The organism is Microvirgula aerodenitrificans DSM 15089 (genome assembly GCF_000620105.1).
GTDB classification, from domain to species: Bacteria; Pseudomonadota; Gammaproteobacteria; order Burkholderiales; family Aquaspirillaceae; genus Microvirgula; species Microvirgula aerodenitrificans.
Genome location: NZ_JHVK01000042.1, coordinates 1 through 14,004, shown reverse-complemented (window position 1 = coordinate 14,004; position 14,004 = coordinate 1). Strand labels below are relative to the sequence as shown.

The following is a 14,004-nucleotide window of genomic DNA, read 5'->3' as shown; positions in this document are numbered from 1 at the left end:
CTCCTTCACCGGCAGACCTGCCTCCGCTTCACGCAGGAACCCAATGATCTGCTCTTCTGTATACCGTTTTTTCATGCCCAATCTCCCTCACCACTAGGATTGGACTCTAGACCAGCGTGCTACTCAAATCCGGGGGGACGTCGGGTGCGGTTGGTTGTTTGGGTATCGAAGATGTGAAATTCGATCTGACTGTGCTCAAACAAGGAATTCAGAGGCACGGGATCCAGCATACAACCGTGAATGACTGCCCTGATGGGCTGGGTGCTGAGGATGCTACGCACCGTTTCAAGATCAAGCTGTTCATGGATCAACAGTGTCGGTAATAACGCATTTTCATCGATATGGTTCTCATCCAGCAAACCAGACTGGTTGATCTCTGCATAGCGAATGACCTGTCCTCCGCCTTCGAAATCGTTCTGATACGGATTAATGATCAGGAGTGCCCTGCGGCCTCCGCTTAGCCATTGGGCTAAGCCAAACCACTGTGTGTGCCAGGCTCGGCTGACGGGCTCGATGATCGGAACGACTGGGGCAGTGGGAGGCAGAATATCGTTTGCCCGGGCTAGGCAGGTGCCTTCGCGCTCGCGCGAAAGCAAGTAAGGCATGTAGATCACTTGGCATCCTTAGTTAGATTCCGGCAGGTGGCCAAGTAATGATATTCCGATAGCTTATGCTTGCGCCATTGTTATATGGCGAAAAAATTCATAGTTCTGCTGAACTGTAGCGAAGCCTGGCGGGTGAGTTTGGTGCTCAGGCCAAAATGCACCATCGATTTGGGTAGCGATCGGGTGTAGAGGTCACGGCTGTGTAGGCGGTCGCGTACTTTGAGCCGATTCACCATCATCTCGTGAACTTGGGCGGCAGGCAGTTGGGCAAAGCGGTGGGCACACGCACGCATCATCAGCGCCGGTGCAGCGACAGGTAGCTCGCCGTCGATCGCCATCAAAATCGACTCGTATTCTGCTTGTCGCAGTGAGTAGAAAATTGCTTGCGACGATACCGCATCTAGGTTGCTGCTGGATTCCCGCAGCACTCCAAGGCATCCATCCGCATCCAGCTCCAGCAAGCCCACCCTTGCCGGTAACCGTTTCAGGAGCGTAGTGCTACAGCTGTGATGCGTCACCACATTCACGCGGTCGAAAATTCTTAGGTAGTCACCCAACTGCTTGTCCAAACGGGTGAGGTTGTCCAGCTCAGACTTGATCTCATACACGGAGGAGGTTCCGTTCAGAATCACTAGGTCTGCCAGTGACTCATAGGCACGGAATTCGGACAGCAGGACTGCTTCGCCTGGGGCATGTCGCTCGAGCATCAGCTGACGTGCGATCAGATTTTTGTAGACGTACTCGTTGCGGTAATCCCGAACTAGCATCTCGAACCCTTCATCGAGAAGTTCACCGACGGTGACGCTATCCGCTTTTTTACCGTCTACCAGCCCACTGCCTTGTGCGAGCGCACGGAAAGAGGCAAGCCCACCTTCTTCAGTCAGGCTCCTGAGCACACCTCGGGAAAATAGTTTGGCAACAGCACGCAAATCCATGATGGCTCAGCCGACGTAGTAGCGGGATGCGATCTAGTATATCATAAATGCACAATATGCATTATTTAAATCGAATTCAATACGCATGAGCCTCGCTTCTACGGCTGAGTTGATTCGCCGGGCACGAAAAAAAGTTGCTAAAAATCAACAAGATTTTGGAAGTATGCTCGGCAAGGATCAGAGTTTGGTTTCTCGTTACGAAAGAGGCCTAGCATCTCCTCCGTCCTAAATTGTTATGCACTGTATGCATATTCTTAATGCAGAGACTCCGAAGAAGGCTGAGGTGTCTCTGGATGAGCTGGTTCAGGTGATCAATCAACGTTTGGCTACCCCCGCACAGGCCAAAGCACGTGCGCTTCTGTTCGATTTGCTGAATGAACTAACCGCACCGCGAAACACTTGATGCTTCACCGATCTCGCCCGCCCATATATTGCGACGCTGTATGTCGTCCGTGTTGGTTAATGGCAAGAGCATGATGTAATAATTGACCTGGACAGGGGCAGTCAGTTCAGCAGGTGGGCTAGATGCTACCGTGTGGTTTCTTGGGAACTGAACAGGAATGCCGTTGCCAGAGGCGCCAAGCCGCATCCGCTATGTCTCTGGATAGGCCAAGTAATTGGCTCAGAGCGGAGGGGGACACCGGCTGCTCATGAGTATCTAGATAATGGCCTGCTGCAATGATCTCGTGTTCATTGGGGATGTAGGGGCGGCAGTCCAGATATTCATCCACCACATTGGCTAGCCAGAATGGAAGGTTATGGACATTCTCAGCCATTCGAGAGCGGGTGAATTTCGCCTCACTGCACAGAGCGATAAATCGATTTGGCCAGTCATCCAGCAGCCAGGTGGCCGCCAGTAGCAATTTCAGTCGTTCGAACGCGTTCAGATTTTCGAACTCGATGTGACGGGATGCTGGGTGGTCGGTGCCGATGGTCATACCGAAGGTTTTGCCGAGCAGCTGACGCAACTGGTGGCCATGCCGGCCGTTTATCACGGTGACCAGCGTGTGAAATCCCTGAAAGAATGGCACTCCACACGCCGGCGTGAGCCGGCCGCAGTCCCAAGCCCCTTGTTCGAAGAAACTGATCGTTGCGCCAAACAGCAGCCAAGAGTACCCATCCGGCCAATCGAGATATACCGGGCGAGTTCGGCGCAGGTCGAATCCGCACAGGTGACAAAGTCGTAGCGCCTGCTCCGGTATGGCTTTTCTTCGACCGATGCCGTGGCGATGGTACGCCACCGGAGTATTGCAGGATGGGCAGTACTCCTGCATCACGCACTGGTGGTGCTCACACATGGCATAGAGTGCCAGTCGCCAATGGCGGCGGTAGTACGGAGTGATATCGAGTTGCAGGCAGATCGGACAGAACTGCATGCCGGCGCGTCGACGGGTGCGATGAAATACACCGACGGGGAGAACCCACGATGCGTTGCCGATTAGCGGTAGTTGTTCGAACAGGATGCCATCGTAGGCGCCGAGAGTCAGCGTCTGTAGGGTGGCCGGTATTTGGCCAGTGCACCTGCTAAGTACATCAAGAAGGGCTGTGGCCGGATGGCGATCGGTATCTCGGTTCCAGATCGGCGCCTTGTAACCAAGCAGGTTGGCGTAGAAGGTATGCAGCGGGAAACCATTCGCAAACGCCAACCGGACCATCCACGAGGACAGGATTTCGTCCGGTTGGGGTTGTGGATGCAGCGGTAATATCCTCACACGCGCGCGGCCTGACGAGTTCGATCGCTCGGCGAAACATAGCCACATGCGTTCAACACGTCGGGAGTGATCTGCTCGTCACCCTGCCGAATTGCATACGTGGCAGCCTGATTCAGCAGCATCGACAACTCGCCGATCGTTCCTTCACTCATGGCCAGAATCTTGCCGGCCAGCATCGGCTCATGCAGGGTGGACGGGTTACGCAACGGCAAAATGCGTTCGAACGACATCAGCAATTGGCGGAACTCCTTGTTCATCTGCCATTTCGGTAGCAATTCGGGAGTGAAGCGGTTCTGGATCTGCGGGTCGATGCTGACTGCACGCAACAGATCGCCCGTGCCGCAACCGACGATTGAGATCTGTAACTCGTTGCCGAGATATTTGATCATGTTCAGAAACTGCTGCTGCTTGACCGATGCGCCAGCCAGGATGTTGTGCAATTCGTCGATGATCAGAACCTTTAGCTGAATGCCACGCAGCACCTGGATGACCCGGGCCCGCTTGGCGTCCGTCGACGATGTCGGCACTTTCTCGAACAAGGTATTGAGGATCTCTGAATAGAAGCCGGCTTCGCTGGGGGCTGGCGGGGCTTGGGTGTATAGCACTGGAGCGATGATATGTTCGCCCCTCGGGTTTTCCTCTGCCGGGTGACGTTGGGCAAAGTTCCGGATCAGACGTGTCTTGCCGTTGTTGGTGCCGCCGATCAGCAGCATATTGGGCATCCGGGTCTCGCGCGGGTGGTGCACTAGGTCCTCCAGTTTACCCATGACCTCCTGGGCGCGGGGGTAGCCGATCCATCGTGGTTGCTTCAGCCATTGGATGCGTGATTCGGCATCCAACTCGATGTGTTCGACGGTGCCAGGGTGCAGATGATTGTAACTGGTCATGGCTGTGCTCCTAGCACAGTTGGATATCGTTGAACGGTTGTATATCGTCGTCGTCCGACGGTATGGGCGGCGGTGTGACGATTGGTGCGACCGCGGTTGGTGGGTGTACGCCGCCCCAGCCATTGCGCCGTTCCGCCATGCGCCGTTTGCGCTTTTCCGTCGCACGCTGTTGCTTGGCGAGGCGCGTCTTTTCGATCGCCGCCTCCTCGATCTCACGCATTCGGCGGATACCCTGGAAAATCATTTCCTCGTCAACGTGGTTGGTGGGGTCCTCCTTCAATTGCTTCAAGACCGCACGCAGCTCCCACAGGCTGATGGCCGGCCGGGTGCTGTTGAGGTAGGGGATCGGGCTGTAGGTCTGGGTATCTGGGTCCAGGAAGTACACCATACTGATGTCGCGTGGATCGCGGGCGAAGATGAACTTACGCGCCTTGCCACTACCCGGCTCTTCTGCCTCCACCCAGCGGCGAAGGATCGGCGCGTAGTAGTGGACGTTGTCGATGACCGCGCCGTGCCGCTGCACGGTGCGTTCGACGTAGGGGGTGAAGTCCAGTCGGAAGTTCTCTTCATCGTCGATGGGGGCTGGCAGGCCGATCCCAGGCTGAGTCGCTGAACCGTGCACGAACTGGTGATACAACTTGATTGGCGGAACCTCATTGATCCCTTTGTGGGCCCGGTGGTGGTAGCAATACACCACAAACACCGTGAACCACAGTTCGAGCTCGGCTAATGTCAGGCACGCACGGCCTTCCGAGTCGTAGTCCATCTTGGCTTGGACGTTGGAAAAGGTTGTGCCTGGCAGGCTTTGACACTCTCCCATGAAGGTGCGAAACGCCCGCTCGATGTGAGGCCCATAGTTGGGCTGTCCCTTAGGACGGTGCTCGAGGATGATGCCGTGTTGTTGGCAGGCCCGTGACAGCATGTTGCCGCGGAACTCCTTGGCGTTGTCGACGTGGATTTTGTTCATCTTCCCGTAGATTGGCCACTCTGCCGAGATGTCCCGTTTGGCCAACCAATGCTCTTTACGTATCACTGCGTGTGCGATGCAAAGGCCAGCGGACGAGGCACCAGGCGGATCCAGCGTCATGCGGAAGCCCGTTACCAACTTGGTGGCCACATCGATGGCGAGCGTCAGGTAAGGTCGCCCGATTGGCAGCCGGTGTTCTTCATCCACCACAATCACATCGACCTTGGTATGGTCGATTTGCACCACGGCATTGGGGTAGTCGGCACCAGGAAAGTGGCCGCGCAGCGGTTCAAGCTTTTCCCGGGCGAGCTTGGGGCTATAGCGCTTGCGCAGCACCTCGCGCTGCTCGAGCTCCCTGGCCCGGGCATAAACCGTATTTTTGTGCGGCGGCTCCAAGTCGGCATCCTGGCATTCCTGCTTGATGCGCTTGTAGAGCTTCAAGACCGATGGTCGTTCCTGCTTCAAGTAGTAGTTTTGGATCTGCAGCGTGATGATCTGCTCGACCTCATCGCAGAGCCGCTGGCCGCCTTTGTCGGAGCGGGGTGTACGCAGCAGGGATGACACCAAGCCGGTTTCTTCGAAGCGGTTCAACCAGCGATAGATGGTGGTCAGGCTTTTGCTGGCCGCATCGGCGATCTGCTGTACATCCTCAGCAGAACGCCCGGGTAGATCTAGCAAGGGCCGAATCAGCTCGTAACGCTCGACGGCTTTGTCCCACTCCTTGTCCTTGGCCATGAGATGAGGTGCCGACGGTGCATCGCCGGAGGTTGGGCTAAGTGTCAGGTCGGTGACGTGGGCTATCTCGGTTCTCACCCCGTCAACGGTGCGAAGGATGGCATCGGATAAACCTTTAAGTTCGAGGACGACGGTGGGCTGGTTACGCCAATAGACGAGCAGGCCGGGGCGGATGGTTTTCATGTCAGCAGTCCTGTTCTGCCCAAATACGGGAACGCATAGTTAGGGGAGTATTCAAATCGCAGCCGATGGCGCCGGTGCCAACCAGATGCCACAGGGCAGGGATCATGCGGGCACGATTTGCCGCGTCATGGCAGAGTGCGCACAGCAGCAAGTCAGGGTCGGCTTCATCCAGATCCCACAGGGTTTGCAAGATCAGGATACGTACCTCGGAGGAAGGGGCTCGCTCGCGGTAGGGCCAGAGGAATTTCACATTATCGAGGTAGGGGGTGCGGATTTCGCGCTCGGTGAATACTTCGAAGCGCCAGGTCTGCTCGGAGCTATATGCTTTCGCGGCCCGAAACTTCGGCATCAGGATCCTCCAATCCTTGCGAAAGTCCGCGCGATACTTCACCTCAAATAACACCGGGCTCGAATATGATGATGGAGTGGATTTGAAGCGAATCAGGCCGTCGGGCGTGTAACTCCGGGGTTTGCCATCGCGGTCCAAGTACTCGATGGTGAGTGGCTGCGGAGCGAAATGCTCGATGCTAGGGTCAAAGCGTAGGATCTCCATGAGATCCCGCTCAAGGGAGGATTCGTACTTCCCAAAGGAAGGGACGATTCCGGTGACGCCGCGTGTGCTGATACCAATGTCGCGGACCGGTGTGTGCTGCAGAGGATGGTTCATTTGCATACTCCGCTGGAAGTTATATCAATTCTTGCATTTATCGATGGAAATTACAGCGGTTCGCCGCCCCGGCCGGGCGAAATCAGCCTGGCGCACAATGGTGTTCTGTTCCTCGACGAACTGCCCGAGTTCGAACGCCGGGTGCTGGAAAACCTGCGCGAACCGATGGAACGCGGCCATGTCGATATCGCCCGCGCCGCGGCGCAGGTGCGCTTTCCGGCCCGTTTCCAGTTCATTGCGGCAATGAATCCGTGCCCGTGCGGCTATCACGGCCATCCGGCCGGTCGCTGCCGCTGCTCGCCCGAGCAGGTCGGCCGCTATCGCGCCCGCCTGTCCGGCCCGTTGCTGGACCGGATTGACCTGTGGCTGGACATGGCCAGCGTGCCGGCCGGCGAATTGCTGGACACCCCGCCAGGCGAGCCGTCGGATCGGGTCCGGCAGCGGGTCGTGGCAGCCCACCGGCGGCAGACAGCACGACAGGGCACACCAAACGGTCAGCTGGAGGGCGAGACACTGGCCCGGTTCGCGACGCCGGACCCGGCCGGGCTGGCGCTGCTGCGCGAGGCCATCGAACGGCTGCAGTTGTTGGCGCGCGCCTGCCACCGCATTCTGCGCGTCGCCCGTACGGTGGCCGATCTGGACGGCAGCGAGGCCGTGGCCTGTCACCATGTCGCCGAAGCGATCCAGTACCGCCGCCATTCGCGGCCCTGATATCCGGTAACATTTGAACATGACAATATTGCCGCCAGACCGTGTCCGGGCAGGTGCAGCCGGACGGTGAGCCGGTATAATCGCCGACTCCCGCAGCGCACAAGCGCCAGCCCGGTGCCACGCGCCCTACCCCCGCCACCGCTAGCCGGACACAATGCCCCGGCAGGCACGGGGCGCAGACGAACAGATCGATCGACACAGACATGGCATCACGCGATTACAAGAACGCCGGACGGAGCCAGAGCCGCCCGAGCGGACGCAGCAGCAAACCCCAGCGCGACCGCAGCGGCGGCGGCATGGGCGCCGGCATCCTGATCGGCGTCATCGCCGGCGTCGGCATCGCCGTGGGCGTCGCCTTCTGGCTGAATCGTGCCGCCAGCCCGTTCGCCGACCGGGAAAAACCGCGCACGCCGACCACGGCGGCCGAGGTCGCCCCGCCACAACCGTCCCTGCTGGAGCCCGGCACCCTGAATACCCGCGCTCCCGAGGTCAAGACCGAAGGACCGACCCAGGGCAATGTCGTGGTGCTGCCGCCACCGGACAAGGCACCGGGCGCCCCCGCCCCGGCCGCCAAACCGGCGGCACCGGCCACGCCGGACTACGATTTCTACCAGTTGCTGGCGGACAAGGACGGCAAGCTGCCGGCCGAAAAACCTGCAGCCAGGAAACCGGCGGAAAAGAGCGACAAGGCCGGCAAACCGGTGTTTTTCCAGCTTGGCGCCTTTTCCAGCGAGAACGAGGCCGACAACCTGAAAGCGCGGCTCGCGCTGTCCGGCATCGAGGCCAGCATCTCGTCGACCACCATTCCGGACAAGGGACTGCTGCATCGCGTCCGCGTCGGTCCGTATTCCAGACCGGAAGATATCAACCGGGTTAAGGCCTTGCTAAAGAACGAGGGCTTCAATCCTTCGGTCGTCAAGGCCGACGGCTAATTTCTATCAGGGATTTCAAAAATGAAAAAATGGCTGTTCGCCAGTCTGGTCTGGCTTGTCGCCGCCACCGCCAATGCCGCTGCTCCGATCAAGGAAGGCGTCGACTATACGGTCATGTCCCCGGCCCAGCCGGTCGCCAGCAAAGGCAAGATCGAGGTGCTGGAGTTCTATTCCTACACCTGCATTCACTGCTACCACCTTGAACCGCTGATCGAGACCTGGGCCAAAACCAGGCCGGCCGATGTCGACTTCCGCCGCGAGCACATCAGCTGGGACAAGAGCACGGACGGCTTCGTCAAGCTGGCCGCCACGCTGAAGGCCACCAACCTGGAACGCCTGCAGATGCCGGTGTTCGATGCCGTGATGCGCGACAAGATCAATCTCGGTCAGCCTGACGTGCTGAAGGGCTGGATCGCCAGGCAACCGGGCGTGAATGCCGCCTCGTTCATGCAGACCTACGGATCGTTCGGCATTTCCAGCGCGCCGGCCCGCGCCGCCCAGCTGACCCGCACCTACCAGATCGAAGGCACGCCGACGCTGGTGGTCGGCGGCAAGTACGCGACCCTGGCCGCCACGCCGGAGCGCCGCATCGAAATCATCAATGCGCTGATCGCCAGGGTCCGCGCAGAACAAAAGAAGTAAGGCTGGCATCAGCGGCAGAAACCACGGGGTGAGCAATCACCCCGTTCCTGTTTATTCATCAAAAAGGAAGCACTTAAAGTGGATTGGCTCCTGCTCGCCAAGGCAGTCCTGATGGGCATTGTCGAAGGTTTGACCGAATTTCTGCCGGTGTCGTCCACCGGCCACCTGATCGTCGCCGGCGACCTGATCAATTTCAATCCACGCATCGGCGACGTGTTCGAGATCGTCATTCAGCTCGGTGCCATCCTTGCCGTGTGCTGGGAATACCGCGAACGCCTGCTCGGTGTGGTTCGCGATCTGCCGGGCAGCCGGACCGCACAGCGTTTCGTGCTGAACCTGTTCATCGCCTTCCTGCCCGCCGCCCTGGTCGGCATCACCTTCATCAAGGCGATCAAGGCGCACCTGTTCAATCCGGTCGCAGTCGCCTGCGCGCTGGTGGTCGGCGGCCTGATCATCCTGTGGGCCGAACGTCGCCAGCGTCCGGTCCGCATTCACAGCATCGACGACATGACGCCACTGGATGCGTTCAAGGTCGGCGTCGCCCAGGTCGCCTCGCTGATTCCCGGCACCAGCCGCTCCGGTTCGACCATTATCGGCGGCATGCTGTTCGGCCTGGACCGCAAGGTGGCGACCGAGTTCTCGTTCTTCCTCGCCATCCCGGTCATGTTCGCCGCGACCTTCTACGATGTGTGGAAACACCGCGAACTGTTCACCAGCGGCGACATTCCGGTGTTCGGCGTCGGTTTCGTGTTCGCTTTCCTGTCCGCCTTCGTCGCCGTGCGCGGCCTGATCCGCTTTGTCGCCCACCACACGTTCACCGTGTTCGCCTGGTATCGCATCGTGTTCGGGCTGATCATCATCGCCACGTGGTATTTCGGCTGGGTATCGTGGAATAGTTGAGCATTTGCTTGACGCGGTGGCTGACGCGGGATATTATCTGCTTCCTCTGTCGCGGGGTGGAGCAGTCCGGTAGCTCGTCGGGCTCATAACCCGAAGGTCGTAGGTTCAAATCCTGCCCCCGCAACCAGTTTACCGATGTCGATCGCTCCATCGACATCAACACCCTGACGCGGGGTGGAGCAGTCCGGTAGCTCGTCGGGCTCATAACCCGAAGGTCGTAGGTTCGAATCCTGCCCCCGCAACCAGTATCGATTCAGGCTGTCAGCTCACGCTGACAGCCTGTTTTCGTTTCAGTAGCCAGAATTGACGTTTGCATGCTCTGGAACAAATTTTCACGCATTCGTCTTGTCATGAAAAAACGGAAATGCTAACGTGATTTCGCGTCATGCCGACACCCAAACGGCATGACGGCTTGCCGCAGTGAACACCGGTCCGTTTTTCAACAATGACAAGAGTGAGGTGCTTCATGGATCCGTTTGTAGGCGAAATCCGCCTGTTCTCCTGGAACTGGGCGCCAAGGGGCTGGCTGCCATGTGATGGCAGGGAGCTGAATATCCAGCAAAACGTCGCGCTGTACTCCTTGCTGTCGACAACCTATGGCGGCAACGGCACGACCACGTTCTGTCTGCCGGACCTGCGTGTCCGGACACCGATAGGTTTTGATCCCACCCATCCTCCTGTCCCGACCAGCAAGCGACAAGACGGCAGTGCGACCAAAACGCTTCCCGTTGCCGTTATTCCGGCCCACAGCCACCAGGCAAGAGCCTCCACCGAGGCAGCGACAGCTACAGCCCCGGCCGGCGGCATCCCCGCCATCAGCCCCAAGAAGGTTTATCACGCTGCCCCCGTTGCACCGGCCAAACCTGTCGCACTGCGATCGGATACGGTTGGCTTCGCCGGTTCTGGCCAGCCCATGGACAATACCCAGCCTTCTATCGGATCGGCCTTTTTCATTGCCACTACTGGCAACTACCCGCCACAGGATTAGCATTGCGCCGGGCCATCGTTTATTTTTCGTGAGGCAACAAGCATGGCAGACTGTTTCGTTGGCGAAATCCGCATGTTCGCCGGTAATTATGCGCCAGAAGGCTGGGCCATTTGCAATGGCGCCTCCCTGTCCGTCAATGACTATCCCGCATTGTTTTCGCTGATCAGCACTACGTATGGCGGCGATGGGATCAGAATCTTTAACCTGCCCGATTTTCGCGGTCGTATTCCGGTAGGCACGTGCTCGACAAACGGGATGCCCACGATTACGCTGGGGCAGCATTTCGGTGCCGAAACATCCATGATAACAAACGCAAATATGCCACCGCACAAGCATACATTCAACGTGGTGGCAGACATAGGCGACAACGAAGCGCCCAGCAATATCATGCTGGGGAAGCTTGCGGCAGCCGGGGCCAACAAAGGGTTTTACAGCAAAGAATCCCCCGCCACGGCCGTACTGAGTGCGGATTTTCTGAGCCCCGTTACAAATCCAAACCAGGCCCCCATAAACAACATGATGGCCACACTGACCGTAAGCTACATCATTGCCTTGAATGGCCTTTACCCGGACCGGCCTAACTGAGCCCTCCCCACTGCAACTTCAAACCTGACAGGCTATGACATCATGGATGCATTTGTTGGTGAGATCAGACTTTTCCCCTACTCCAGTGGAAGAAGCGTCAGCGGCTGGTGCTTGTGTGACGGAAGACAGATGCCCATTTCGCAGTATCCGGCACTGTATTCCATTATCAGCAACCTCTATGGCGGGGATCTGAAAACCTATTTCAATCTCCCCAATCTGACAGGGCGGGCAGTCATGGGCAGCGGGAGAGGCATTGGGCCAACTCCCAGCGACCCGACCCTGACGACCAGAAAGGTCGGAGACGTGGCCGGTGAGCGTACCAGCAGCATAGAGCCTATCAATATCCCGTCTCATTCCCATCAGATCACTGGTGCGGCATATACCAATGCCAACAATATTGATACGCCGGATGCTACGACCGTGCCCTCGGCCCCGTTCAATATCAAGGTTTACGCAGCGTACAACAGCGGGGCGATACCCGCTACCCTGGCCCCGACCACAATCGGCGATGCTGGCACGGCCTATACAGCACCAATCAAGGTGGCCAATATGCAGCCTTGCCTGCAAATCAGCAGCTATTACATCTGTCTCGACAGCGGTGGCACTTACCCGATCAGGCCGTAATGGCGTTCCACCAAGCGGGGCAATAACAGGCCATAGCACATGGCGGCAAGAACAGGCCGGGCCGGATTCGATCTGGCAGGCCGCCGTGCCCACCATCTGCACCGTCAGCCGGGCAGGTACCAAAGCCACTAACGACTAGTGGCGCCGTTCGTCGTCAGCAGTCTGACGACGGCGCCTTATCCTTCCCCGGCGCCGCCCCCATCAGCATCACGAGGGCGGCGCCGGCGGAACCGTTTCCGGACGAGAACCGCAACGTGTCCACACACTCTCAGCCCCACCCCGATCCTGATTCCCTTCCTTCTCCAGAGACAAAACCAGGCTTGCGCTGGCACGTGCAAACGGATGCCGATGCGGCATTCGTCCGCGACCTGTACCTGGCGCGTCGCTGGGCGGAAACGGCGCTGATACCGGGCTGGACCGACGAACAGCGCCGACAGTTCCTGCTCGACCAGGCACGCCTGCAGCGCCTGCACTACGAGAAGTGCTATCCGGACAGCGATATTCTTGTTGTCGAGCAATCCAACCATTCAATTGGCCGCCTGTATCTGCATCGCCACGCCCCGGGCGGCTGGCACATCGTCGATATCGCCCTGCTGCCCGCCTGGTGCGGACAAGGTATTGGTTCTGCCTTGCTGCGCGCAGTCCTCGACCTGGCCGACCACGCCGGGCGCCCGTGCAGCCTCCATGTCAGCCCCGGCAATCCGGCGCAACGCCTGTACCAGCGACTGGGGTTCCAGGTGACCGGGACTGCAGGCCCCGACATCCATCTGTGCAGACCGGTTTCCAGCCGCGCCTGATGCCCGGCCGTGTCGTGACGCCCATCCAAAGTAAATAGCAGCTACATCAAACGAATAAAATATTTATTTCGCATTATCCGGGATCTATACTGCTAACTGAATATTCATTTCCGATACCGGGACACTTCAAGCGGACGGGGGGGCAGCCTCCCGTCCGCTAAACCGTGGCGGTCATCCAGCAGCACACCCGTTTGACGCCACAGGGGGCCCCGCCCGGACGACTTCCCTCACGAGACTGCAAATGCACAGACAGTTGGCCACACTGGTTTCTGGATTCAGAACCGCAACACAGCAGGCATTTTGCATGCTGCTGTTCACGCTTGCGCTTGTCTTCCCCGCCATGGCTGTCGGCGCCGGCGTTTCCCTCTCCCCTCCCAGTGGCACAACCCTTGCCACCCTGACTCTCGGTCAGTCGATGTCGGTTACGCTGACGGCAATTGGCGGCGCCGCACCGTACGCATACTGGCAAGGCGACGTGAATGATCCGAACTACGATGGCAACGCCACCTACATCCCGGCCGGTTTGAGCCTGGATAACAATACTGGTGTGCTCAGCGGTACACCGACCACACCCGGCACCTACACATTCCAGATATCGGTAGTGGAAAACTTTGGTGACAGCGGTGTGGCGACGTACACAGTGGTGGTCAACGGCGGCGCCACGCCGACCCTGACCCAGGTCACCCCGCCCACCGGCAGTACCGCAGGCGGCACCACGGTCACCCTGACCGGCACCAACCTGACCGGCACCACGGCCGTCAGCTTCGGCGGCACCGCAGCCAGTTCGTTTACCGTCAACAATGCCACCACGATCACCGCCACCACGCCGGCCCATGCGGCAGGTGCGGTCAACGTTGTCGCCACGACGTCGAACGGCATGGCCACGCTGACCAATGGCTATACCTATGCCTTGCCGGCCCCGACTGCCGGCGCGGTCAGCACCACCGTCGCCGCCAACAGCAGCGCCAACCCGATCACGCTGAGCCTCGGCGGCGGGGCTGCCACCAGCGTCGCCGTGGCCTCCGCCGCCAGCCATGGTACCGCCACGGCCAGCGGCACCAGCATCACCTACACCCCGACCGCCGGTTATTCCGGACCGGACAGCTTCACCTACACCGCAACCAATGCCAGCGG

Annotated in this window: 16 protein-coding genes and 2 tRNA genes; 12 read left to right on the top strand and 6 right to left on the bottom strand. The window is 59.0% G+C overall.

What is annotated here, in order from left to right:
• Positions 1–119: 119 nt before the first annotated feature.
• On the bottom strand, positions 120–605 hold the full coding sequence (locus Q352_RS0117575) for a hypothetical protein (protein WP_036386937.1): 486 nt from the start codon (positions 603–605) through the stop codon (positions 120–122).
• An 80-nt stretch (positions 606–685) separates the two neighbouring features.
• Positions 686–1,540: a sce7726 family protein gene (locus tag Q352_RS0117570; protein WP_036386936.1), complete on the bottom strand. Its 855-nt coding sequence runs from the start codon at positions 1,538–1,540 to the stop codon at positions 686–688.
• Between the two features lie 85 nt (positions 1,541–1,625).
• Here Q352_RS0117570 and Q352_RS24495 point away from each other — a divergent pair, with 85 nt between their 5' ends.
• Positions 1,626–1,769 (top strand): helix-turn-helix domain-containing protein, encoded by a 144-nt coding sequence (locus Q352_RS24495; RefSeq protein WP_084300352.1) that lies wholly within the window; start codon positions 1,626–1,628, stop codon positions 1,767–1,769.
• Positions 1,770–2,061: 292 nt separating this feature from the next.
• Here the strand turns inward: Q352_RS24495 and Q352_RS0117565 are convergent, their stop codons facing one another.
• From Q352_RS0117565 to Q352_RS0117550, 4 genes are read right to left on the bottom strand one after another with little or no spacing between them, the layout of a single operon-like run.
• Positions 2,062–3,300 (bottom strand): TniQ family protein, encoded by a 1,239-nt coding sequence (locus tag Q352_RS0117565; RefSeq protein ID WP_084300350.1) that lies wholly within the window; start codon positions 3,298–3,300, stop codon positions 2,062–2,064.
• The gene (locus tag Q352_RS0117560) at positions 3,249–4,139 is read right to left on the bottom strand and encodes a TniB family NTP-binding protein (protein ID WP_028500449.1); all 891 of its coding nucleotides are present in this window, start codon (positions 4,137–4,139) and stop codon (positions 3,249–3,251) included. Before Q352_RS0117560 ends, Q352_RS0117565 begins: the two co-directional genes overlap by 52 nt.
• Before the next feature lie 10 nt (positions 4,140–4,149).
• A complete protein-coding gene (locus Q352_RS0117555; protein ID WP_028500448.1) occupies positions 4,150–6,024 on the bottom strand; it encodes a TnsB C-terminal domain-containing protein in 1,875 nt (624 codons plus the stop codon).
• A gap of 1 nt (position 6,025) precedes the next feature.
• Positions 6,026–6,691 (bottom strand): heteromeric transposase endonuclease subunit TnsA, encoded by a 666-nt coding sequence (locus Q352_RS0117550; protein ID WP_028500447.1) that lies wholly within the window; start codon positions 6,689–6,691, stop codon positions 6,026–6,028.
• Between Q352_RS0117550 and Q352_RS21830 the strand changes: the two genes are divergently transcribed.
• From Q352_RS21830 to Q352_RS21815, 11 genes are all read left to right on the top strand, one after another.
• Positions 6,692–7,402: an ATP-binding protein gene (locus Q352_RS21830; protein ID WP_051529068.1), complete on the top strand. Its 711-nt coding sequence runs from the start codon at positions 6,692–6,694 to the stop codon at positions 7,400–7,402.
• Positions 7,403–7,605: 203 nt separating this feature from the next.
• A complete protein-coding gene (locus Q352_RS0117540) occupies positions 7,606–8,334 on the top strand; it encodes an SPOR domain-containing protein (RefSeq protein ID WP_028500446.1) in 729 nt (242 codons plus the stop codon).
• Positions 8,335–8,355: 21 nt separating this feature from the next.
• Positions 8,356–8,976: a thiol:disulfide interchange protein DsbA/DsbL gene (locus Q352_RS0117535; protein ID WP_028500445.1), complete on the top strand. Its 621-nt coding sequence runs from the start codon at positions 8,356–8,358 to the stop codon at positions 8,974–8,976.
• A gap of 78 nt (positions 8,977–9,054) precedes the next feature.
• Positions 9,055–9,876 carry an undecaprenyl-diphosphate phosphatase gene (locus tag Q352_RS0117530; RefSeq protein ID WP_028500444.1) on the top strand — a complete coding sequence of 274 codons (822 nt, stop codon included), beginning with the start codon at positions 9,055–9,057 and terminating at the stop codon, positions 9,874–9,876.
• A 50-nt stretch (positions 9,877–9,926) separates the two neighbouring features.
• Positions 9,927–10,003: transfer RNA gene (locus tag Q352_RS0117525), tRNA-Met, on the top strand.
• Positions 10,004–10,044: 41 nt separating this feature from the next.
• A tRNA-Met gene (locus tag Q352_RS0117520) sits at positions 10,045–10,121 on the top strand.
• A 221-nt stretch (positions 10,122–10,342) separates the two neighbouring features.
• A complete protein-coding gene (locus Q352_RS23035) occupies positions 10,343–10,864 on the top strand; it encodes a phage tail protein (protein ID WP_084300346.1) in 522 nt (173 codons plus the stop codon).
• Positions 10,865–10,906: 42 nt separating this feature from the next.
• The gene (locus Q352_RS0117515) at positions 10,907–11,449 is read left to right on the top strand and encodes a phage tail protein (protein WP_028500443.1); all 543 of its coding nucleotides are present in this window, start codon (positions 10,907–10,909) and stop codon (positions 11,447–11,449) included.
• Between the two features lie 42 nt (positions 11,450–11,491).
• A complete protein-coding gene (locus Q352_RS22490; protein ID WP_084300344.1) occupies positions 11,492–12,073 on the top strand; it encodes a phage tail protein in 582 nt (193 codons plus the stop codon).
• A gap of 332 nt (positions 12,074–12,405) precedes the next feature.
• Positions 12,406–12,870, top strand: coding sequence for a GNAT family N-acetyltransferase (locus Q352_RS23790; RefSeq protein WP_158537439.1), 465 nt, complete (start codon positions 12,406–12,408; stop codon positions 12,868–12,870).
• A 304-nt stretch (positions 12,871–13,174) separates the two neighbouring features.
• Positions 13,175–14,004 (top strand): Ig-like domain-containing protein (locus Q352_RS21815; protein ID WP_211249650.1); only part of this gene is annotated, 830 nt, incomplete at its 3' end.

What these genes read in the sequence shown, in the direction of transcription:
- Q352_RS0117535 (WP_028500445.1), top strand. Translation starts at nt 8,356, where the DNA reads ATGAAAAAATGGCTGTTCGCCAGTCTGGTCTGGCTTGTCGCCGCCACC.
- Q352_RS0117575 (WP_036386937.1), bottom strand. Translation starts at nt 605, where the DNA reads ATGCCTTACTTGCTTTCGCGCGAGCGCGAAGGCACCTGCCTAGCCCGG.
- Q352_RS0117560 (WP_028500449.1), bottom strand. Translation starts at nt 4,139, where the DNA reads ATGACCAGTTACAATCATCTGCACCCTGGCACCGTCGAACACATCGAG.
- Q352_RS22490 (WP_084300344.1), top strand. Translation starts at nt 11,492, where the DNA reads ATGGATGCATTTGTTGGTGAGATCAGACTTTTCCCCTACTCCAGTGGA.
- Q352_RS0117540 (WP_028500446.1), top strand. Translation starts at nt 7,606, where the DNA reads ATGGCATCACGCGATTACAAGAACGCCGGACGGAGCCAGAGCCGCCCG.
- Q352_RS0117555 (WP_028500448.1), bottom strand. Translation starts at nt 6,024, where the DNA reads ATGAAAACCATCCGCCCCGGCCTGCTCGTCTATTGGCGTAACCAGCCC.
- Q352_RS23035 (WP_084300346.1), top strand. Translation starts at nt 10,343, where the DNA reads ATGGATCCGTTTGTAGGCGAAATCCGCCTGTTCTCCTGGAACTGGGCG.
- Q352_RS0117515 (WP_028500443.1), top strand. Translation starts at nt 10,907, where the DNA reads ATGGCAGACTGTTTCGTTGGCGAAATCCGCATGTTCGCCGGTAATTAT.
- Q352_RS0117550 (WP_028500447.1), bottom strand. Translation starts at nt 6,691, where the DNA reads ATGAACCATCCTCTGCAGCACACACCGGTCCGCGACATTGGTATCAGC.
- Q352_RS0117565 (WP_084300350.1), bottom strand. Translation starts at nt 3,300, where the DNA reads ATGTGGCTATGTTTCGCCGAGCGATCGAACTCGTCAGGCCGCGCGCGT.
- Q352_RS0117570 (WP_036386936.1), bottom strand. Translation starts at nt 1,540, where the DNA reads ATGGATTTGCGTGCTGTTGCCAAACTATTTTCCCGAGGTGTGCTCAGG.
- Q352_RS24495 (WP_084300352.1), top strand. Translation starts at nt 1,626, where the DNA reads ATGAGCCTCGCTTCTACGGCTGAGTTGATTCGCCGGGCACGAAAAAAA.